This is a genomic window from Corynebacterium sp. HMSC072G08 (assembly GCF_001809185.1).
Classification (GTDB): domain Bacteria; phylum Actinomycetota; class Actinomycetes; order Mycobacteriales; family Mycobacteriaceae; genus Corynebacterium; species Corynebacterium phoceense.
Genome location: NZ_KV796373.1, coordinates 22,727 through 43,708, shown reverse-complemented (window position 1 = coordinate 43,708; position 20,982 = coordinate 22,727). Strand labels below are relative to the sequence as shown.

General features: G+C 66.4%; 14 protein-coding genes and 1 tRNA gene. 4 read left to right on the top strand and 11 right to left on the bottom strand.

The annotated features are described in order from the left end of the window. Positions 1-277: 277 nt before the first annotated feature. Together HMPREF2559_RS00235 and HMPREF2559_RS00230 are read right to left on the bottom strand one after the other, a co-directional pair. Positions 278-1,204 (bottom strand): MsnO8 family LLM class oxidoreductase, encoded by a 927-nt coding sequence (locus tag HMPREF2559_RS00235; RefSeq protein ID WP_070539171.1) that lies wholly within the window; start codon positions 1,202-1,204, stop codon positions 278-280. Next, the gene (locus HMPREF2559_RS00230; RefSeq protein ID WP_070539169.1) at positions 1,205-2,425 is read right to left on the bottom strand and encodes a L,D-transpeptidase; all 1,221 of its coding nucleotides are present in this window, start codon (positions 2,423-2,425) and stop codon (positions 1,205-1,207) included. 377 nt (positions 2,426-2,802) lie between these two features. Between HMPREF2559_RS00230 and HMPREF2559_RS00225 the strand changes: the two genes are divergently transcribed. Next, positions 2,803-2,875, top strand: a tRNA-Lys gene (locus tag HMPREF2559_RS00225). 213 nt (positions 2,876-3,088) lie between these two features. Here HMPREF2559_RS00225 and HMPREF2559_RS00220 read toward each other — a convergent pair. Further along, a complete protein-coding gene (locus tag HMPREF2559_RS00220) occupies positions 3,089-4,369 on the bottom strand; it encodes a glutaminase (RefSeq protein ID WP_070539167.1) in 1,281 nt (426 codons plus the stop codon). Between the two features lie 28 nt (positions 4,370-4,397). Here HMPREF2559_RS00220 and HMPREF2559_RS00215 point away from each other — a divergent pair, with 28 nt between their 5' ends. Further along, a complete protein-coding gene (locus tag HMPREF2559_RS00215; protein ID WP_070539165.1) occupies positions 4,398-4,946 on the top strand; it encodes a nicotinamidase in 549 nt (182 codons plus the stop codon). On the opposite strand, the gene HMPREF2559_RS00210 is transcribed toward HMPREF2559_RS00215, so the two are convergent. Next, the gene (locus HMPREF2559_RS00210; RefSeq protein WP_066491608.1) at positions 4,943-5,218 is read right to left on the bottom strand and encodes a DUF3618 domain-containing protein; all 276 of its coding nucleotides are present in this window, start codon (positions 5,216-5,218) and stop codon (positions 4,943-4,945) included. The genes HMPREF2559_RS00215 and HMPREF2559_RS00210 overlap by 4 nt on opposite strands. 107 nt (positions 5,219-5,325) lie before the next feature. Between HMPREF2559_RS00210 and bcp the strand changes: the two genes are divergently transcribed. Beyond that, on the top strand, positions 5,326-5,808 hold the full coding sequence (gene bcp, locus HMPREF2559_RS00205; protein ID WP_070539162.1) for a thioredoxin-dependent thiol peroxidase: 483 nt from the start codon (positions 5,326-5,328) through the stop codon (positions 5,806-5,808). A 6-nt stretch (positions 5,809-5,814) separates the two neighbouring features. Next, positions 5,815-6,447, top strand: a complete 633-nt coding sequence (locus tag HMPREF2559_RS00200) for a TetR/AcrR family transcriptional regulator (protein WP_070539160.1) — start codon at positions 5,815-5,817, stop codon at positions 6,445-6,447. Here the strand turns inward: HMPREF2559_RS00200 and HMPREF2559_RS00195 are convergent. From HMPREF2559_RS00195 to HMPREF2559_RS00165, 7 genes are all read right to left on the bottom strand, one after another. Continuing rightward, entirely contained in the window at positions 6,437-6,856 is a 420-nt protein-coding gene (locus HMPREF2559_RS00195; protein ID WP_068802115.1) for a holo-ACP synthase AcpS, read from the bottom strand. The two genes, HMPREF2559_RS00200 and HMPREF2559_RS00195, sit on opposite strands and share 11 nt — an antisense overlap. Positions 6,857-6,865: 9 nt before the next feature. Then, on the bottom strand, positions 6,866-7,624 hold the full coding sequence (locus HMPREF2559_RS00190; protein WP_070539158.1) for an ATP-binding cassette domain-containing protein: 759 nt from the start codon (positions 7,622-7,624) through the stop codon (positions 6,866-6,868). A 4-nt stretch (positions 7,625-7,628) separates the two neighbouring features. After that, positions 7,629-8,690: an ABC transporter permease gene (locus HMPREF2559_RS00185; RefSeq protein ID WP_070539156.1), complete on the bottom strand. Its 1,062-nt coding sequence runs from the start codon at positions 8,688-8,690 to the stop codon at positions 7,629-7,631. Then, a complete protein-coding gene (locus tag HMPREF2559_RS00180) occupies positions 8,687-9,670 on the bottom strand; it encodes a substrate-binding domain-containing protein (protein ID WP_070539154.1) in 984 nt (327 codons plus the stop codon). The genes HMPREF2559_RS00185 and HMPREF2559_RS00180 overlap by 4 nt, the downstream gene beginning before the upstream one ends. Positions 9,671-10,116: 446 nt before the next feature. Beyond that, positions 10,117-18,921 carry a type I polyketide synthase gene (locus HMPREF2559_RS00175; RefSeq protein WP_246818439.1) on the bottom strand — a complete coding sequence of 2,935 codons (8,805 nt, stop codon included), beginning with the start codon at positions 18,919-18,921 and terminating at the stop codon, positions 10,117-10,119. Positions 18,922-18,996: 75 nt separating this feature from the next. Next, on the bottom strand, positions 18,997-19,677 hold the full coding sequence (gene bioD, locus HMPREF2559_RS00170; protein WP_070539151.1) for a dethiobiotin synthase: 681 nt from the start codon (positions 19,675-19,677) through the stop codon (positions 18,997-18,999). A gap of 8 nt (positions 19,678-19,685) precedes the next feature. Further along, positions 19,686-20,957 carry an adenosylmethionine--8-amino-7-oxononanoate transaminase gene (locus HMPREF2559_RS00165; protein WP_070539149.1) on the bottom strand — a complete coding sequence of 424 codons (1,272 nt, stop codon included), beginning with the start codon at positions 20,955-20,957 and terminating at the stop codon, positions 19,686-19,688. Positions 20,958-20,982 lie beyond the last annotated feature (25 nt).

The following is a 20,982-nucleotide window of genomic DNA, read 5'->3' as shown; positions in this document are numbered from 1 at the left end:
GATCCCCATGGAACTCTCCCCCTTCATTCCTTGTTGCCCACAGATTAGCGGACAATCCTAACTCGCGCAGGGCAGGAGTTTTCTCGTCCCTACCTCCGGCACGAGGGGCCCGGGGAGGACAGACGGGACAAGAAAAGACAGTCGCTGGCGACCGCCGGGCCTCCACAGGATGCAAACGCATGCCTGTGGAGTTTCCTTGTCCCTATGTCCTGAATGAGGTTCACGGGGAGAGCAAACGGGACAAGAAAAGACGTGCCCGAGGCTGGTCTAAGCGGGGTTAGAGCTGTGCGAGGAGTTCCTCGCTGCGGGCGCGGCCGGAACGGTCAGGCATGTCGCCGGTGACGAGGAATTCGTCGACGCCGAGGGTCTGCGCGATGTCGTGGAGGCGGTCACGGACGGAGTGAGGGGTGCCGAAGACGTCGTGGGCCTGGATCTCAGTGACGCGGCGGCGTTGCTGCGCAGTGAGCATTTCGAGGTCCGGACGCGGATCGAGCGAGGGGAACTCACCTGTAGATAGAGAGAGGGATTTCGCGACGGCCTCAGGAAGGAGAAGCGCGCGGGCTTCGTCTTCCGTATCAGCCACCGCGATATTGAGCGAGGAGATCACGTGCGGCGCGTCGAGAACGCCGGGCGCGAAGTTCTCGCGGTAGGCCTTCGCCGCGGCCTCCTGGGTGTGGACGGGCCCGCCCAGGATGACGCCAAGGCCGAAGCGGGCGGCCGTCAAAGCGGAGCGGAAGCCGGCGAGGAGGAAGAGTGAGGGTGTGGGGGCATCGGCAGGCTGGGGCGTGGGAGGAGTGCCGTCCAGGAGGGCGAGGAGCTCGCCGAGGTGGGCCTCAAAGCGCTCCTTGGGGCGCGAGCCAAGGGCCTCGCGGATGGGCGCGGTAAAGCCGACCGAGGAGCCGAGGCCGATGTCGATGCGGCCCGGGTAGAGGGTCTCCAACAGACGGATTTGCTCCGCGACGATGAAAGGCGCGTGATTGAGCACCATGATGCCGCCGGTGCCGACACGAATACGTTGCGTGTGCGCCGCGACGTGGGCAGCAAGCAGCGCGGGCTGGCCCGCGGGAATACCGGGCACGCCGTGGTGCTCAGCGAGGAGGAAGCGCTCGAAGCCGAGGCGCTCGACGTGGCGGGCATGACCCACGACGTCCGGAAAGCCCTCGCCGGTCGCACGGGCGGCACGGTCGAGGACAGAGAAACGCATTTACTGCTCCGCGTTACCTGCGGACCACTCGTCCCAGCCCATGTTCCAGTCGCCCAAGCCGTCCGTGGCAGGCAGGATGCCACCGGAGGTGTGCTTGACGTAGACCACGTCGCCGCGCTTGACGTTATCCAGGTACCACTGAGCGTTTTCCGGGGAGACGTTGATGCAACCGTGCGAGGTGTTCTGGCTGCCCTGTGCCCACACGGACCACGGGGCGGAGTGGACGTAGATGCCCGAGTAGGACAGCTGCGTCGCGTCGTCCACCATGGTCTGGTAGCCGCCGGCATCGAGAGCCAGGCCGTAGGTGGTGGAGTCCATCATGAGCTGGTCATACTGGTCGCCCACCGTGTACCAACCGTTGGGGGTCACGCGGCCAGGAACCTCGAGGCCCAGGGAGACCGGCATGGTCTTGATGAGCTTCTTGTTCTTCCAGATCTGCATGGTCTTCGTGTTGTCATCCACGATGGAGACAACGCGATCACCGATCGTGAAGTTGGTTTCGTTGTCCGCGTCGCCGAAGAGTCCGCCGCCCATGTCGAGGCCGTAGATGTTGGCCTTCACCTTGACCTGCGTGCCCGGCTCCCAGAACTTCTGCGGACGCCAGCGCAGGACCGTGGGGCTCAGCCAGTAGAAAGCGCCATCCACGTGCGGGGAGGTTTCAATCTCGATAGCGTCCTGAACTGCCTGGCGGTCTTGCGGGGCGGACGAGAAATTAAAGCCGATGGTCTGCCCCACGCCCACAGTGGAATCCGGCAGCGGGCTCAGCCCCACGCCCGTCGTATACGCCGGGCTATCCGTGGTGAACGTGATGGTCTTCGACTTGCCATTCTTGTCCTTCGCCGTGACGGTGTAGGTACGGCCGTAGCCGAGGACCTCCGTCGTGGACCAGGTCTGCTTATCTTCGGAGAACTCGCCTTCCACGGCGCCGCCGGATTCATTAGTCATGGTGACCTTAGCGAGGCCGTCGCCTTCGTCCGAGGTCACGGTAGTGGGCTTCGTGACGGAGACGCCCGTCGCATTGTTCTTCACGGAGAACTTAGGCGCTTTCTTAGCAGCCTGTGCAGCCGAGGATGCGGCGGCGTCATGAGCTTCATTGGCCACGGAAGAAACTTCCGCAACGGGGGAGGTGTCTTCGCCGTTACCAGCGGACGAGCAGGCAGCGAGGGAAATAGAGGCGACGGTCAGGGTAGCAATGACCGACAGACGGCGAGGAATTGTCACGGTTCAAGCCTTAAGTGATAAGGGGGCAGACATACGCGCAATATCCTAATGTGAAATTTCTTAAATTGCTAACCCAATTCTCTGAGTGGCGCGGCAGCACAATGGCCCACTGCGCCGCGGCGATCGCCCGCGTTGGCACCGATTTAAATTCGGGCACATCACACCTTTAATCACCGACGGCCACCGGCGTACGGAGCACCTAGAGAGCGCCCCACCGCGAGAGGCCGAGGCACGCTTCCCACATTTTCGCGCTAGACTCGGAAGATAGAACAGGGGTAAAAAGCAGTGCCTACCAGGCGATTTTACATCCAAGCCAACGCGGGTTAAAGTTATTTCTCGTTGCACGGCAGGGCGCACAGCCCAGACGGACAACGTGAGCGCCATTAGCTCAATTGGCAGAGCAACTGACTCTTAATCAGTGGGTTCGGGGTTCAAGTCCCTGATGGCGCACAATCTTCCCGCCGGGTTCGCCCGGCGGGATTTTGCGTTTTCCCGCCCGCCCTGAGGGGAGCCCCCGCGTCGCTGCGGGACTTACGGCGCTGGCACGTCGTTTTCGGACGCGTTGCGAGCGATTCTAGGCGAAGATAGGCTCTCACGCGCCCGATATTCGCGTGGGCGTCTCGTAAGGTAAGAGCAGGTCACCGCAGGACACGGAGCCGGGGCTTAGTCGCGGACGTCCTCGCCGTTGATGTGATAGTCCTCGGCGTCTGCGAGGGGGACGACGGTACCATCGGAAAGCTCGCGGTCGGTGAGGGTGCCGTCGGGGTCGATGACGGCGATCTCGTTGCCGCCCTCGCGCAAGCGGCGGAGGCCTTCTTTGAGCATGCGGCGGCCCACGCGGTTGAGGCTGGGGACTTGGGAGATATCGAGGGCCACGCGGCACGCGTCGAGGTCGTAGCCCTGGAGCTCGTAGAGGATGGCCTCGGCGGCGGAGAAGTTGATGTGGCCTTGGAGGTGAATAACGGCGTGGTCCTCGTCTTCCTCTTTGGAGCGGATGGGGTGGGTACCCACGCGGTTGTCCGTGCTCATAAGGTGCAGGCCCATGTCTGAGGAGAGCAGCTTGAAGGCCTCGACGCCGCGCACGGAGTTGCCGGACTCATTGAGACGGGGCGAGAAGGTCGCCACGCCGAGCTGGCCGGGCAGGGTACCCAACAGGCCGCCGGCGACGCCCGACTTGGCGGGAATGCCGACCTCGGCCATCCAGCGGCCGGCGCCGTCGTACATGCCGCAGGAGCTCATCACGGCGAGCGTGAGGCGGCAGACGTCCGCGTCGAGGATCTTGTCGCCCGTCACGGGCTGGCGGCCGCCGTTGGCGAGCGTCGCGGACATGACGGCCAAGTCACGCACGTCCACACGGATGGCGCACTGGTGCGTATACGAGAGGACGGCGTCGTGCGCGTCATCCTTGATGATGTCGTAGTTGCGCAGCATGTGCGCGAGCGAGAGGTTGCGGTCGGCGTGGTTGAGCTCCGAGTCGGCGACACCAGCGTCGACGGAGAGGTCCCGGCCGGCGAGGCGGGAGAAGTACTCGTTGAGGCGCGCGTTGCGGTCCTCGACGGAGGAGTCGACGCCGTTGATGAGCTGATTGACCGCGATGGCGCCCGCGTTGATGAGCGGGTTGACGGGGCGGTAGTCGCGGCCCAGCGACAGCTCGTTGAAGGCCTCGCCGGAGGGCTCCATGCCCACGACGTCGCGCACGGCATCGAGTCCCAGCTCCTGGAGCGCGAGCGCGTAGACGAAGGGCTTGGAAATGGACTGAATGGAAAATTCATGCTCCGCATCGCCCGCCGAGTAGACGTGCCCGGTAGACGAGCACAGCGCCACGGCGAGCTTGTCTGGGTCGGCGTTGGCGAGCTCCGGGATGTAGTCAGCGACCTCTCCCCCGTCCTCGTCGCGGACTGACTCGAGAATCTGGCCCAGGTAATACGGAATCGGCGTCTTCATGTCTGCCTAGCATATAGACTTATGCGTCATGAAGAGCGCACTCGTGATTGTCGATGTTCAACATGACTTCTGCCCCGGCGGCGCGCTGGGCACCGCCCGCGGCAACGAGGTCGCCGAGAAAATCGCTGCTCTGCAGGGCACCTATGACACGGTGGTCACGACCCAGGACTGGCATATCGACCCAGCCGGACACTTCGCAGACGAGCCAGACTTCATCGACACGTGGCCCGTCCACTGCGTCGCCGGCTCCCCCGGCGCCGAGCTTCACCCGGCGCTCCAGCCTGCCGATGCCGCCTTTAAAAAGGGCGCCTACACCGCGGCGTATTCAGGGTTCGAGGCCGACACGAACGGTGATGGCTCGGGGGTGGGGTTGGAAGCCTGGCTGCGGGAACGGGGCATCGGAAAGCTCGACGTCTGCGGAATTGCGACGGACCATTGTGTGCGCGCCACGGCGCTCGACGCGCTGAAGGCGGGCTTTGAGGTGCGGGTACTGCGGGAGTTGTGCTCGCCGGTGGATGAAAAACGCGGAAACGCCGCCCTCACCGAGTTGGCAGAGGGCGGCGCTGAAGTGATTTAACGCTGCGCGAGGAGCTTCTGCAGCTCCTTGATGTCGTTGGAACGGCGGCGCGAACGGGCAACGCCCAGGGCGATAAGGCCAACGACAGCTACGGCGACGCCGGCGAGGACCTTCTGGGTCTGCGGCTCCTGCAGCTTGCTGGTGGCCTGTACCTTTGCGTCGTTAACGAAGTTCTGCGGCTTCGTGCGGTTCGTCAGCTCGTCCAGGGTGCCGGCCAGCTGGCGGCGGGTGCGCTCGATATCGCGCTGGATGTCATCGGTGCTGCGTGCCATGGTGTACTCCTCAAGTTTCGCCTAAGTTTTTGCTCTCCCTACACTAGCGCACGGTAGCCCTGCGTGCTGTGATAGGCCGCTCACGTCCACGCGGTATGGTGGGATACATGACTGAGAAGAGTACTGAGCAGATTCGACTTTCTGAGGGCGACACCGCCCCCGCCTTTTCCCTGAGCGACGACAAGGGCACCACGGTCTCCTTGTCCGACTTCGCGGGCCAGCGCGTACTCGTCTACTTCTACCCGCGCGCGAATACGCCCGGCTGCACCACCGAGGCCTGCGACTTCCGCGACGCCTTCGAGCAGCTCAACGGCTCTGACGTGGCCATCGTGGGCATCTCCCCTGATAAGCCGGAGGCCCTGGCCAAGTTCCGCGCGGACCACGACCTCAACTTCCCGCTGCTGTCCGATCCGGAGAAGGAGACGCTCACGGCCTACGGCGCGTTTGGAGAGAAGAAGAACTACGGCAAGGTCGTCCAGGGCGTTATCCGCTCTACCTTCCTCGTCGAGCCGGATGGCACCATCGGTCTGGCCAAGTACAACGTCAAGGCCACCGGCCACGTCGCGCGTATTCTCAAAGAGCTCGACTAGCGTTTTATGATCAGTTCCTCCGACGCCGAGCTCCTCGTCCCGCGCCGCCGCCCCGCTCAAGCCCGCAGCCGCGTGCGCTTCGAGCGGATCCTTCAGGCTGCCCGCATGGTGCTCATCGAGGCCGGCTTCGAGTCTTTCACTTTTGACGAAGTCTCCCGGCGCGCCGAAGTACCCATCGGCACGCTCTACCAATTCTTCGCCAACAAATACGTGCTCATCTGCGAGCTCGACCGCCAAGACACCGCGGCGAACCTCGAGGAGATCCGTTCCTTTTCGGAGCACGTCCCTGCCCTCCAGTGGCCGGACTTCCTAGACGAGTTCATCGACCACCTCGCGCGCATGTGGCGCGAGGACCCCTCCCGCCGCGCCGTGTGGCACGCCGTCCAATCCACGCCGGCCACCCGTGCTACCGCGGCCGCGACCGAGCGCGAGATGCTTGAACCGCTGGCGGAGATGCTGGCGCCACTCGCTGTGGAGCTGTCCTACGAGGATCGCATTGATCTTGCCGGATTTCTCGTGCACACGGTGGTGTCGCTGCTCAACTACGCTGTGTCGGGCCCGGAAGAAAACTTCGACCACGTCGTCGCGGAGATCAAGCGCATGCTCGTCGCCTACCTCTTTGCGGTCGCTACGAGTTAGCGACAAGCAGCACCGTGGCCGTCGCGTAATCCCCATCATGGCTGATGCTCAGGGACGCAGTCCACTGCCCCAGCGATTCGTCCACGGCGTCTTTCACTGCGCCGCGCAGCTCAAGGCCGACGCGTCCCCATGCGTCCGCGCGCACCTCAATCTCCGAAAAATCCACCGCCTCCGGCGCGATGACCGGCGGGCGCCCGTAGAGCGCCTCGGACCACGCCTTGATAAACGCCTCCTTGGCGGCCCAGCGACCGGCCAGGTGCTCGGCCTGACGCGCCGATCCGCTCCCGAAACGCTGCGTGGCCAGGCGCAGTTCCGCCGCGGAAAACACACCCGTAAATCGCGTGCCCGGCCGCGCGAGTTGCTCCGCAAAACCGGGGATGTGGACGAGGTCTGTGCCGACGGAGAACATGTCTCCAGACTAGCGGGCGAGCTCGTGCTCGAGCACCTCCAGCTCCGCCCCTCCGGACATCCAGCGGGTGAGTTCCTCACGCGTGACATCCTTGCGTGCCGCGTCGAGGACCATCCGCCCCAGGTTGAGCACCACAAAGTGGTCGCCCACCAGGTGCGCGTGGTGTGGGTTGTGCGTAATGAACACGACACCCATCCCGCGATCGCGCGCCGCCGCGATAAACCGCAGCACCATGCCGGATTGCTTCACGCCTAACGCTGCGGTCGGCTCGTCGAGCACAAGGAACTCCGCGCCGAAGTAGATGGCACGTGCAATCGCCACGACCTGGCGCTGGCCGCCGGAGAGCGCCTCCAGGTCCACGCCCACATCCGGCAGATCGATGCCCATCTCCTGCAGCTGCTCCGAGGTAATCCGGCGCATCTCGGCTTCCTTCAGCCGGCCGAAGGCTCCTGTGAATTCCTGGCCCACAAAGAAATTGCGCCACACCGGCATGGACGGCACGAGCGCCAAGTCCTGGTACACCGTCGCGATACCGTGGTCGAGGGCGTCTCGCGGGCTGGTGAAAGAAACCTCAGCATCGTCCAGCGCCAACGATCCCGCGGTCGGACGCTGCAAGCCCGACAGAATCTTGATGAGCGTCGACTTACCCGCGCCGTTATCGCCCAGCACGCATGTCACCTGGCCGGACTCCAGCCGCAACGACACATCGGAAAGAGCCTGGAAATTGCCAAACTGCTGCGCGATATCCCGCGCTTCAAAAATTGTCATCTTCCTAGCTCCTCTTCGCCCAGCTCGTAAATCCGGTGTTCGTGAGCACCGCCCACAACAGCATGGCGCCGAGGAAGGCCTTGAACCAGTCCGGGTTCCAGCCGGCGTAGACGATGCCCTGGTTGGTCATGCCGAAGATGAGCGCACCGATCGCCGTGCCCACCGCCGTGCCCCGGCCGCCCGTCATCGCGCAGCCGCCGATGACCGCCGCAATGATGTACAAGAACTCATTGCCGATACCCTGGCCCGCCTGAATGGAGTCGAACGCGAAGAGCGTATGCATGCCCACGAACCACGCCGCGAAGCCGACGAACATGAACAAGATAATCTTCACGCGCTTGACGGGCACGCCCACGGCGCGCGCCGCGTCCGCGTTGCCGCCCACCGCAAAGATCCAGTTGCCGAACTTCGTCTTGTAGAGCAAGAAGGACGCCACGGCGACGAAGAAGATCCACCACAGCACCGTCGCGCGGATACTCAGTCCACCCACATGAATGGTGCCCGCAAAGACGACGCGCGCGGACGGAAAACCTTCCATATCCGCAATCGTCGGCGTCGCCACCTGGCCGGTGACCAGCTTCGTCACCGCCAGGTTCAGGCCTTGGAGCACGAGGAACGCCGCCAGCGTGATGAGGAAGCTCGCGATCTTTGTGCGCACCACGAGGTATCCGTTCAGGGCACCAATCCCCAGCGCCACGAGCAGCGACAGCCCCGCACCGACCCACGAGTTGAGGTGCAGGTTGTAATTGAGCATCGTCGCCACGAGCGCCGAGGTTGTCACCGCGACACCGCTCGACAGGTCAAACTCGTCACCAATCATGAGCAGGCCCACGGCGAGCGCCACAATCCCCAGCGTCGAGCTCGAGTAGAGCACCGTCGAGAACGCCTCGAGCGACCGGAACGCCGGCGCGACTATCATAAACAGCGCGAAGATGAGCACCGCGCCGAGCACGCTCGCCATCTCCGGGCGGCGCACCAGCCTTCCGATGCCCCCTCGCTCCCGCACGCGTTCATCCCCCGCCGTCTCCGGCGCGGTGATGTCTGCTTCTGTCACGGCGATACTCATCGCAGGCCCTCCTGAACGGACTCGGCGATAGTGTCGACGTTCTCGGCATCGACGAAGCTCGGGCCTGTGTAGACCGGCTGCCCGCCGCCGAGCGTCGAGCCATTGCGCTGAGCCAGCCACAGGGCATCGACCGCCATGTAGCCCTGCATGTACGGCTGCTGGTCCACGGCCCACGCGACGTCGCCGTCCTGGATGGCACCGACGAGCTCCGCGTTCGTATCAAACGTGGCGATCTTCGCTTGCGAGCCCGCGTCCTTCACCGCGTCCACAGCACGCAACGCCACCGGGGCCTGCAGCGCCATGACCCAATCAATGCTCTTGTCCTGCGCCAGCTTCGCCTGCAGCGTCGACTGCGCCGCCGTGAGGTCCTGGCCGTTGACGTAGAGCAGCTCCACGTTGGCGCCCGAGCCCTTCTTCACGCCCGCGCAGCGCGCCTCCTGCGAGGAGTTGCCCTGCTCGTGGATGACGCACAGCGTGTGCTTCGCGCCCTCGTCCTTGAGCTTCTCGCCGGCCTTCTCACCGGCGACGGACTCGTCCTGGCCGAAGAACGCGCTCATGCCATACTTTTCGTACTCATCCATGCCCGCGTTCAGGCCCACGGTCGGAATCCCCGCGTCCACGGCCTTCTGCGCGACCGGCCCGATGGCCTGCGCGTTCGGCATGGTCACCGCGATACCATCGACGCCCGCGTCAATCGCGGACTGCACGAGGTTCGCCTGGTTCGGTGCCTGCGGGTCCGAAGAATAGCGCAGCTCGATATTGTCCTTCTGCGCCGCCTCCTCCGCGCCCTTGCGCACGAGATCCCAGTACGTATCGCCCGGCGCGCCGTGCGAGACCATCGCGACCGTGAGCCGCGGCGTGTCGACACCACCGGCCATTCCACCGCCCGCATCCTTGCGTGGCGCACCACCCGTCGCCGAGCATCCCGCCAACGCCGCGACCGTCACAACGGTCGCCCAAGCCTTCCACATCTTTCTCATTCGAGTATCGTGCCCCACCCCACTCCCCCAGCTCAACCCCGATGACCTGCACCTTTATCGTTCAAGCACACACCGCCTGCGCTTTTCCTACGCTCTTGTACCCCCATTCGCGGCCCCGTCTCATGACGGCGTGTTCTTTAAAAGATGGGTCGTCACTCAGCATCACACTCCGGGGAATGTACCCGGTCACGATAAGCGTGACCCCGCCGCGGCGCCAATGGACGCATCCACACGACTATCTTCTCCTCGTAGACGCGGTGGTTCACTCCTCGCATGTGCCCGTGCGCATTTTCGCCCAACAAGGCCCTCACACCCTGCCCTCCGCCGTTGATTGCGAAAATCTCCTCCTGCGAGCAACGCGGGAGGAGATTTTCGCAAGGAACAAGACAGTTGCTGCCAAAAATCCTCTCGCCGCATCAACGCGGGAGGAGATTTTCGCAAGGAACTTAAGAGCCCGGCGTGAGCACGCCGTCCACGAGGCGCGCGTTCTCGTCGAGGAGGACGGCAACCTCGCGGTCCTTGACGGCATCGCCGTTGCCACCCAAGTTGCGGTCTACGGGACGCTCGAAGAGAGCGGACCCGCCGTGCATGGCGGCATCATAGCGGGCAAGGCCGGCGGCCTCGCGAGCATGAGCGGCCTCCTGCCACTGCGCCGCGGCGTTGCTGCAGGTTTCGGCAAGTGCCGCAAGGAACGCGCCGGGGTGAACGACTGCAATGAGCGCCGAGACGTGGCCGAAGCCCAGGGAGGTCACCAGCCCCGCCTTCGGCGCCGCGGAGCGCAGGTCAAGCGGACGACGCAGCCAGGTGAGGTGGCTGTACTGACGCAGCGCCGGATCCACGCAGTCAAGCGAGCGGTTCGGCGGGAGAATACCCTCGCGCAGGACCTGGGTAAGGCCGACGAGCTGGAAGGCCGCGGCACCACCCTTTGCGTGACCGGTGAGCGACTTCTGCGAGATGACGTACAGCGGGTTGCCCTCCGCGCGGCCCATCGAGGCAGCGATGCGCTCGTGCAGGTCCGACTCGTTCGGGTCGTTCGCGTTCGTCGAGGTATCGTGCTTAGAAATGATGGACACCTCGTCCGGGGTCACGCCGTGCTCGCGCAGCGCCACCGCCAGGCGGGAGTTCACGCCGCCGCGAGCAGCGGAGAGCGCGCCCAGGCCAGGAGCCGGGATGGAGGTGTGCGCACCGTCCGCGAAGGACTCGGCAAACGCGACGACGCCCAGGACCGGCAGGCCGTGTTCCGCGGCGAAGGAGCCGCGGGCCAGCAGCAGAGTGCCGCCACCCTCGGACTCGATGAAACCGCCGCGACGACGGTCGTTCGCACGCGAGAAGTACGTGTGGTCGATGCCTTTGGCGTCCATCTCCGCGGAATCCGCGGTGGCGGCCATGTCGCCGAAGCCGGTGATGCCTTCGATGGAGAGGTCGTCGATACCACCGGCAACCACGAAGTCCGCCTTGCCCAGGCGCAGCTTATCCATGGCCTCCTCGACGGAGACCGCTGCGGTCGCACACGCGGCGACCGGGTGGATCATCTGGCCGTAGCCGCCGACGTAGGACTGCATGACGTGCGCGGCGACGACGTTAGGCAGCGCCTCCTGCAGGATGTCGTTCGGTCGCGATTGCGCGAGCAGTTTGTCCACGTAGAGCGAGCGCAGCGACGCCATGCCTCCCATGCCGGTGCCCTGCGTGGAGGACACGCGCGCCGGGTGGACCATGCTAAGCAGCTCGGCCGGGCTGAAGCCCGCGGAGAGGAACGCGTCGACGGTGCACACAATGTTCCACAGCGCGACGCGATCGAGGTTATCGATCATGTCCGCCGGGATGCCGTAGACAGCCGGGTAGAAGCCCTTCGGCACCTGCCCGCCGACGTAGCGCGACATGGCGACGCGACGCGGCACGCGTACCGGCGAACCCTTCGGGCGGGTGACCTGCCATTCCTCGCCGTCGAAGTACGCGGACGCGCCCTCGACCTCGTCGACGAAGGACTTGGCCGTGGCCTCGTCGGCGACCGCGAACGTCATGTCGCGCTCGAGGTAGATAGTGGTGAGCTCCGGCGCGAGGTTGTCGACCATCGGCATGTGCGGGCCGAAGTCATCGTGGTAGCGGCGGACGCCCACGTTCGCGAGGACCTCATCGTGGAAGCGCTCGTAGATGTCTTCCTCCGCGATGGCCTCGTCGCCGGCCATCCACGTGCGGTTGGTCTCGTCCCACTTGATAAGGCCCGTGGTCCAGGCGAGTTCGAGCACGCCCGCCGCGGTGAGATCGCCGGTGAGCTCGACCTCGTAGCGCGTGCGCGAGGAGCCCACCGGGCCCAGCTCGCCGGCGCCGACGATGACGACCATGTCGTCGAGGTTCGTCGTCACGCCGGAGAAGTCCGGCTGCGTCCACGCGATGGGCTGGCGCGGGCTCGGCAGCGCGCGCACGGTGACTGGCGCAGTGAGAGACTCCGTCTCCGCAGACGCGCCGGCCTTCGCCGCCGCCTGGCGCGCGAGTTCCGGCAGATTGAGGTCTGCGCCGCCCAGGCCGCCGGTGAAGTCCAGCGTGACGGGTGCTTCGAGGGCCTGGGCGCGGGTCTCGGCGTTGGTGCCCTCGCCCACGAGCTTGGCGGCCATCTCCTCGGTGGAGTAGGTGGTCACGCCCTTGGCCTCGACGAGCTCGACCATCGGGTCGTTGCCGCCCATCAGGCCCGTGCCGCGGACCCAGCCGATGTGGGCGTGGGTGATCGAGGTGCGCTCGCCCCAGACGGGCTCGGACTTCCAGCGGGTCACGAGCGCGTCGAGTGCAGCCTTGGCCTCGCCGTAGGCGCCGTCGCCACCGAAGCGGCCGCGGTTCGGGCTGCCCGGCAGGACGACGTGCAGGCGCTGGCCCACGTGGGTGTCGGCGCCAAGCGCGGAGAGACCCGCGATGAGCTTCTCCACGGACCACAGCAGCAGACGCATCTGGGACTCGGCGGCAGCGCCGGCATCGGCGAGGGTGCCCTGGACGCGCGGAGCCGCGAACGGGAAGAGCAGCGTCGGGATGAGCGCCGGCTTAAGCAGCGTGGACTTACCATTGACGGTCGCGGTCTGCTCATGGCCGACCCAGTCGATGAAGGCGTCGAGGTCCGCGAAGGAGCTCAGGTTCGCCGGGGCGACCCACAGTGCGGCGCGGCCGCGGGCGTGGGTCCGGTAGAGCTCCTTGTAGAACTCCAGGCGCTCATGGTTCAGGCGCGAGGTGGTCGCGACGACGGTGGCACCTGCGTGGAGCAGTTCGCCGATGACGCTCGCTGCGATGGAGCGCGGCGAACCGCCGGTGACGACCGCGATATCGTTCGCGTGCTCCAGGGCCACGGTGGTACGCGCGGCGATGGCGTGTTCTTCAAGCCCCAGGTAATCCGCGATCTGTGCAACCTCTTCGCCGGCGCCCGTGACGTCGACCTGGAGCTCCTCGCCGTTCGCGACCCGCGCAAGGTCCTCGCGGGCGGAGGCCCAACGGTCGTCGAGAAGGACGGCCTTGTCAGCATCAAAGGCCGGTGCCACGAGGCGCGGCCAGTCGGAGCCGAGCTCATTGGCCACAAGCTCCGCGAGCTCATCTGGAGCATCGGTAAAGTCCGTGGTGGCCCGCTCGACGCCGAGCTTGGCGAGCAGCGTGCGGGCGGTCTCGATGAGAGCGCCATTCATCTGGCCGGCGAACTCGTCGAGGGCAGCGGAGTCGACAACGCCACCGGCGGCACCGCCGGCAGACGGCATAGCGATGTCGAGGCCGACCTTCTGGCCGGCGGCGCGCACAGCGTCATCGATGAGGTCGTCGAGCGCCGCAGCGTTGGCCGCAGCCGTGGGCAGAGTGGCAAGGTCGCCGCCGCGCAGGGAGGCGCCCTCGCGCGCGCCGAGAACGATCTCGGCGGTCACGCGGTCAACCCAGCCGGAGCCCAGACCCCACGGACCGGTGACGCGTTCCGCAATGTAGGACGGCTTCTTGCCCGCCGGGCCGGTGAGACGACGCAGGGTATCCGCAACCTGGTCGGCGAGCACCGGGCCGAAGGCGGAGTAGCCCTTGGCCATGCCGGCGACGGTCTGCTTGAGGTCGTCGAGCGGGGCATCGGCAGCGCCTTCGATGGCGCCGAGGCCGAACTCGACGCCGAGGTCGAGCAGCAACTGGTTGCGGCGGGAGGACACGCCCTCAACGAGAGCCTCGATGGTATCCGTGGCGCCCATCTGGTCCGGGCGAACCTTGGTCCACACGGCGACGAGCATCTCCACGGCATCGGCGACGCAAAAGGCTTTGTCCGCCGGCGCGGCTGCGCCCGCGGGAGCAGCGGAGACCGGGGCAGGCGCTGCTGCCGGAGCGGCGGCCGGAGCCGAGGTCTCCTCGGCGGGAGCTTCCTCAGTGGGCTCTGCGACGGGAGCAGCGGGGGCATCGGCAGCATCCTCGGCGAAGGCCTTAGGGCGGTCGCGCTCGATGTTGAGGACCTCGATGGTGGACTCCGCATACTGCGGCAGGCGCAGGGTCTGGCCCAGCATGTTGGCGAGCGTCGGCGAGGAACCAACGCCGACCTCGACGAAGCGCTCGACGCCCAGGCCCGTGAGCAGCAGGTCTTGGGTCTCGATCCAGCGCACGGGCGAGGCGAACTGCCAGGCCAGCAGCTCGATGAGAAGGGTGCGACCGAGCTTCACCGGGTCCTCCATGGCGGAGTCGAAGTCCGCGCGGATGCCGGCAAGGATCTCGGATTCCACGACGCTGAGCATGGAATCGACGAACTCGCGAGTGAGCTCGAAGGGGCGCGCGACGAGGTTCGGAATGTAGCGGTCGACGAGGACGTCGAGGTCCACGTCAGCCGGGATGAGCGAGTCGAGGTGCGCGCGGAAGGCCGGAACGCCGTTCAACAGGTGCGAGGAGTGGAACGGCACGTCGATGCCCGGAATCTGGATGAAGGCCCGCGTACCCGGGGCGCGTCGTTCTGCGTCCTGAGCGAGCGCAGCGAGCCCAGCCTTGGTGCCGGCGACGGCGTACTGGACGCCAGCAATGTTGTAGTTGACGATTTCCAAGAACTCGCCAGTCTGCTCCGCGATGGCGGCGACGTGCGAGAAGACGTCCTCGGCGGAGATGCCCATCTTATTGGGGCGCAGGGCCGCCAGGCCATAGTTGGAGACGCCGTGCTCGTCGCGCTCGACGAGGCGGTGCATGGTGAGACCGCGAGCGTAGACGATGTCAACGACCGCCTCGAGCGAGAGGACCTGCGCGTACGCGGCGAGCGCGTTGTACTCACCCACGGAGTGGCCCGCGAAGAAGGCGGGGTGCTGGAGCACGCCGGCTTCCTCCATCTCCGCGATCTGGGCGCAGCCCAGGGTCGCCATAGCGACCTGCGTGAACTGCGTGAGATAGAGCACGCCGTCCGGGTGAGCGAAGGTCTCCCCTGCCACGACGACTGACTGCGGGTTGGTGCGCACGATCTCCAGGATGGAGAAGCCCAGCTTGGCGCGGGTGTGGCGGTCCGCGCGCTCCCACACGTCGCGGGCCGCAGCCGAGTTGGCGAAGGCGTCCATACCCATGCCCGGGGACTGGATACCCTGGCCCGGGAAACCGTAGAAGGTCACCGGTGCAGCCATCGTGGCGGTACCGATGAGCGCGGGCTCGCCGTCGACGTTGACGGTCACGGTGCGGACCTCGCCGCCGCGGGCCGACAGCGCGGTGCGGGCGACGTCGATGACGAGATGCGCGCCGGGCAGGATGGGGCTGAGCATCTGCGCGTCCCAGGACTCGAGGTGCGTGCCATCGAATCCGGCGGCGAGCTGGGCCACAGCGGAGGTCCACATGCCGTGGACGATAACGCCGGGCAGGCCGGCGAGCTTGGCTGCGGCGTCCGAGACGTGGATCGGGTTGCGGTCGCCCGTGACGACGGCGAACGGGTGCATGGACGCCGGCGCGTCGAGTTCGAGGCGATGACGGTGAGACTTGGTCTTCTCGACAACGGGCTCGCCACCCGCTGTCTTCGGGACTTCGTCCCCGCCCTTGCGACCACGGATGGCGAACTGCTCATCGAGGATGGCAAGGAGTTCGCCATCGGCCTCGATGTCGACCGTGACGGGGACGACACGTCCGAGCTGCGTGTCGGCGACGTCGCCTAGCTTCGCAGTGATGTCGAGCTGCGCGGCGTTCGGGAGCTCGCGGCGCAGCTCCAGGTGGTGGTTCAGGTGGACGAGGTTAAGCAGGCCCTCGACGACGGGCGCGCCATCCGGAGTCTCAGCGGCGGCGATGAGCGCGAAGACGGCCGGCCAGGCCTTGCCGACCAGGATGTCGGCAGCCACGCCGGTCTCGCCGGGCGCGTAGCCAGCGGTGACGTTCTCGTAGGATGCGCGATCCTCGGCGGTTAGCTCCGCCGTCCAGGTTGCGGTGCCCTCCGTCACGGACGGCAGCTTACTGCCGGCGGCGACGCGGGCGAGCTCGCGCATAGAATTCACGGCGTCGATTTCGGTGATCAACGGCGAGGCACCCGGAATGGTGGGCTCGGTGAAGTGAAGGTTGAGCTCCGCGCCCTTGATGGCACCGGCGAGCGGAACCGTCAGAGTCGAGCCGTTGAAGTGCACGCCTTCGACCTCAGCGGTAACACGCAACGGATTGGTCTGCTCGCGGCCGGCCCAGTTGACGGAGGGAGCGTCGGCGATGGTGGGGGCCACGGTAGCCGTTTCAGAAACCTGGGCAGCAGCGGCGGCCTCGAAGCGGCCGAGGAGCTCGGCCACCGGCTCGTCGACGCGGGTGATGCCAGCAACGGCGGTGGTGCCCGGAATGATGGAGACGCCATCCGCGTCGTAGCGGTCATCGTGGGCCTGCCACAGGGAATCCTGGCGCCACCAGCGGCGCACGTCCGCGTCGATGACGGGCACGAAGTTAGCGGGCTTGCCGCGCTCGCCGAGCAGAGTGATAAACCAGGCGGCATCGGCAGCCACGAGCGTGAGGTCAAGCTTGTCATCATAGGCCGCGCGCAGGTCTGCAACAGCAACGGCCGGGTTGGAGCCGACCGTGACGAGCGCATCGAAGGAACCGTGGTCCGCATCATTGAGGCGGGCCTCCACGCGCGCGACCATCTGGGTGAAGCGGTTGGCCCAAGAGACATCCGCCCACTCACCGCGGTAAGACAGCTCGAGGTAGCGGTTAAGCCACTCCTCGTAGGTCATGGACTCGAGGTCGCCGAAGTAGGGCTTGGCCGTCGTGTTGATGGCGGCGATAATCTCGTCGCGACGGGCGGCGACGGCCTCGGCGTCGCCAGCGACGTCGTCAAGGAGGCGGCCCGCACGGGCCCAGGCGTTATCGATCTCGTGGATATCGGCGCCCAGCTGCGAACGGCCGGACGCGATGCCGCCGCGGGCCTGGCCAGCGCCGGCCCAGCCGTCATTGTCGGTGACGGGCTGCGCGTCGACGAGGGCTTGCTTGACCTGCGGGGACGCGGTGGACTCGAGGGTCGCCATGGCGGCGGTGCCCACCATGATGGCGTCCACCGGCATGTCCGCCATCTCGTGGGCGCCTGCCCACGAACCGGTGAGGTACTCGGCGCCGCGCTCGGGCGTGCCGATGCCGCCGCCCACAGCCAGGATGACATTGTCGCGCTCGCGAATCGTGGCGTAGGTGGCGATGAGGAGCTCATCGAGGTCCTCCCACGAGTGGTGGCCGCCGGCGTGGCCGCCCTCGACCTGCATGATCACAGGCGTCTCCACCGCGTCAGCGATGGCGAGCACCTGCTCGATCTGGCGCACGGTGCCCGGCTTGAAGGCCACCCACGGGAAGTTATCGGCGTGGAGCTGCTCCACGAGCGCGACGGACTCCTCGAGCGGCGGGATGCCGGCGGAGACGATGATGCCGGAAATCGGGGCGCCATTCGCGCGCGCCTTGGGCACCGCGCGCTCGCCGGAGATCTGGCGGCGCCACTGCGAGGCAGAGAGGTACATGGCGTTGAACTGGGCGTTGACCCCCGGCTCGAGGAGCTCTTCTAGGCGCTCGAGATTGGAAGCGAGCAACGCATTCGTCGTCTGCCCGCCACCAGCGAGCTCGGCCCAGTGGCCGGCGTTCGCGGCCGCGGCGACGATGGCCGGGTCCACGGTGGACGGGGTCATGCCCGGGAGCATGACCGGCGAGTAGCCGGTGACCTCGGTAAAACGGGTCGACACGCGGAGACCTTCGGTCCCCGGAAGAATACGAGGCGCGAAGCGCTCCCACGAGGACGGCAGCTCCGGCGCGCGACCCGCGTCGAAGAGCGCGGCCTGGCCTGCGGCGGAGTCGACGGCGAGGACGCCCACGCCGCGGCCCGCGACAAGCTCGCGGGTCAGCGGTGCGACGCCACCGTCGGGCCCGCACTCGAGGATCCACTTTGCACCGGCCTCGACGGCGCTGGAAACTTCTGCACTCCAGTCCACCGTGTCGGTGAGCACAGCACGCGCACCGCGCTCGGCAAGCTGCGCATCCAGACCAAGATCAGATGCCCAGGCCACGACCTGCGTGACCGCGGCCTCCAGCGACGCGTGGTGGTAGGCCGTCTGAATATCGAGCTCAGTGAACTTCGGCGCGAACGCGGCGCCACCGCGTTCCTTATTCTCATGCGCCTGGGCAGAGCGCGCCGCGGCCTTCTCCAGCCGTGCGCGCACGGCAGTGTTGTCCGCGCCCACGATGACGAAGTTCTTGTGGCCATTGCGCAGGCCAATCGTCGCGCCAGCGGCCTCGAGCTGCGCGCGGGTCGCACCCTTCACAGAAAGCATCGGGGCGTTGTCCGCCGTACGCAGGAGTCCCTCGGCGCGCGCGGTACGCGTGAGCGCCGCACCAATGAGCTGCGCCAGGGCGATAGCATGCTCCGGCTGCATGGAGCCGTCCGCCACGAAGGTGGCAAGGGTGCCCTGGGAATGGCCCAGTCGTGCTACCGCGCGAGAGATATCCAGGCCCTGCGCCGCAAGCTGCTCCAGCACGGCGATCTGCGTGACGAGGATGCCCGGCGTGGACACGGCCGCGTCGGTCGGGTCGCCCGGCGCCGACTCGCGCGCCCAGGTGAGCGGGTCGAAGCCGTGCGGGAAGAAAGGAGCGAGCTCATCGGCGAGCGGTTCGAGCACGGCAGCCGCCTGCGTGACATAGCCTGCCACCGTGGCGTGCGCGGCGGTCTGCGCACGCAGGGTAGGCAGCCACGCGTAGCCCTGGCCGGAAAACTCCAGCGCAAAGGGCTCCTCGGCCAGGCGCTCGATGAGGGGACGCGCGCCGGCGGGCAGGGTAAATGACTCGGTGTTGATTGAGCTCACGATGGAAAGTGCTCCTCTTGTCCTGCGATCAGTTTTGTCAGTGATACAAATTCAATGACTAAGCATGCCACAAAATCATGAGGGATCCATCATCTTTTGGGTGACGTGCGGAAAAACCTCCCGCGCCACCGCCGCGAATTCCCCCTTCCCCAGCTTTCCGATGCCCCCAGGCAACGCGCCCCAGAACTCCTCCCCCGTCACCTGCTCCATCTCCTCAAGATTCAAGCGCGTGGCGAGGTCCAGCTCCTCCGGCAGCGAGCCGCCCACCAGGCCTTTCACCGTTAGTCCGCGGCGGCGGGCCGCCTCGACGGTAAGCTCCGCCGCATTGAGGCTGCCCAACCCCATCGACGTCACGACGACGAGCGGCGCGCCCAGGTCAGCCGCGATATCGGCGAGGGTGAGCTCATCGCCCAGGCGCACGAGCAGACCGCCAGCGCCCTCGACGAGGACGAGACGACCCGGCGCATCGAGCCCCTGAATCCAGGCAGCGAGCTCCGCCCGGTCCGGCTCGGCCATGCCCGCCCGGCGCGCGGAGAGGTTCGGCGCGAGCGGCTCGGGGTAGCGCACGAACTCCTTGGTCTCGAGCCCCGTGAGCCGGGCAACGGTGTTCGCATCCCCCTGTCCGTCGGGCTCGCCGGTCTGGATGGGCTTGGCCACGACGACGTCAACGCCGTCGCCCGCCGCAACACTCGCCAACGCCGCCGTGGCGATGGTTTTCCCGACGTCCGTATTCGTGCCGGTTACGCAGATAATCATGTCTTCTCCTAGCAGTTCCGCGCCGCGGCACACATGCCGCGGCAGATGGCCTGGACTTCTTCGGACGTCGCGATAAATGGCGGCATGGCGTAGATGAGCCGGCCAAAGGGGCGCAGCCACACACCTTCGTTCACCGTGGCCGCAGTCGCGCGTGTCATGTCGACGTCGCGGTCCATCTCGATCACCCCGATGGCGCCGAGCACCCGCACGTCCGCGACGCCGGGGATCTCCCACGCATCCTGCAACCCACAGCGCAGCCCCTCCTCCACGGCGGAAACCTGCGTGCGCCAGTCGCCGTCGAGGATCATCTGCGTCGCTTCGGCCGCCACAGCACACGCGAGCGGATTCGCCATAAACGTCGGCCCATGCATGAGCGCGCGCGGCGCCATACCCTCGGCTACCTTCGCGGTGGCCAGCGTCGCTGCAAGCGTCATGAACCCGCCTGTGAGCGCCTTGCCCAGGCATAAAATATCGGGCACGATACCGGCCGTTTGGGTGGTAAAAAGGTCACCAGCGCGCCCGAAACCGGTAGCGATTTCATCGGCGATGAGCACAATCCCCCGCCGGTCGCAGATTTCCCTCACTCCCGCGACGAGCTCGTGGTCGTGGAAGCGCATGCCGCCCGCGCCCTGCACGACAGGCTCGATAATGACGGCTGCGATCGACTCATCAATAAAGGACTCGAACTCCCGCAGGTACGCGGCGCGCTCCTCGGCCGAGGCACCCCGCACGGGCGGCGCTGGCGCAAAAATCTGACGGGCGAGGATGCCCTCCCACATCGCATGCATGCCGCCTTCCGGGTCGCACACACTCATCGCGCCGAAGGTGTCGCCGTGGTAGCCCGAGCGCCATGTCAAGAACTGTGTGCGCTCCGGATGTCCCATGCCGCGCGCATACTGCAGCGCCATCTTGAGCGCGACCTCCACGCCCACCGAGCCGGAGTCCGAGTAAAAGACCTGCGCGAAGTCCCCGCGCGTGAGCTGCATGAGGTTCTCCGTCAACCGTGCCGCGGGCTCGTGCGTGAGCCCTCCGAACATGACATGGCTCATCCGGTCAATCTGGCCTTTCGCCGCCGCAACGAGCCGCGGATGCGAATGCCCGTGGGCCGCGGCCCACCACGAGCTCATGGCATCGATGAGCCGCCGCCCATTCATGAGTTCCAGGTACACGCCTTCGGTGCGCGCGACGGGCAGAGCCGGCGCACCAGGCACGGCGTAGGGGTGCCACATATGTTTAGAGTCCACGTCAAGGACAAATTGAACACTGTTCAAGTTTTTCATAAAAATAGGTCTACCACACGCCCGA

Coding starts and splice junctions, on each gene's coding strand:
- HMPREF2559_RS00185 (WP_070539156.1), bottom strand. CDS start 8,690: ATGAGTATCGCCGTGACAGAAGCAGACATCACCGCGCCGGAGACGGCG.
- HMPREF2559_RS00220 (WP_070539167.1), bottom strand. CDS start 4,369: ATGAAGACGCCGATTCCGTATTACCTGGGCCAGATTCTCGAGTCAGTC.
- HMPREF2559_RS00235 (WP_070539171.1), bottom strand. CDS start 1,204: ATGCGTTTCTCTGTCCTCGACCGTGCCGCCCGTGCGACCGGCGAGGGC.
- HMPREF2559_RS00210 (WP_066491608.1), bottom strand. CDS start 5,218: ATGGCACGCAGCACCGATGACATCCAGCGCGATATCGAGCGCACCCGC.
- HMPREF2559_RS00195 (WP_068802115.1), bottom strand. CDS start 6,856: ATGTTCTCCGTCGGCACAGACCTCGTCCACATCCCCGGTTTTGCGGAG.
- bcp (WP_070539162.1), top strand. CDS start 5,326: ATGACTGAGAAGAGTACTGAGCAGATTCGACTTTCTGAGGGCGACACC.
- HMPREF2559_RS00165 (WP_070539149.1), bottom strand. CDS start 20,957: ATGAAAAACTTGAACAGTGTTCAATTTGTCCTTGACGTGGACTCTAAA.
- HMPREF2559_RS00215 (WP_070539165.1), top strand. CDS start 4,398: ATGAAGAGCGCACTCGTGATTGTCGATGTTCAACATGACTTCTGCCCC.
- bioD (WP_070539151.1), bottom strand. CDS start 19,677: ATGATTATCTGCGTAACCGGCACGAATACGGACGTCGGGAAAACCATC.
- HMPREF2559_RS00200 (WP_070539160.1), top strand. CDS start 5,815: ATGATCAGTTCCTCCGACGCCGAGCTCCTCGTCCCGCGCCGCCGCCCC.
- HMPREF2559_RS00180 (WP_070539154.1), bottom strand. CDS start 9,670: ATGAGAAAGATGTGGAAGGCTTGGGCGACCGTTGTGACGGTCGCGGCG.
- HMPREF2559_RS00190 (WP_070539158.1), bottom strand. CDS start 7,624: ATGACAATTTTTGAAGCGCGGGATATCGCGCAGCAGTTTGGCAATTTC.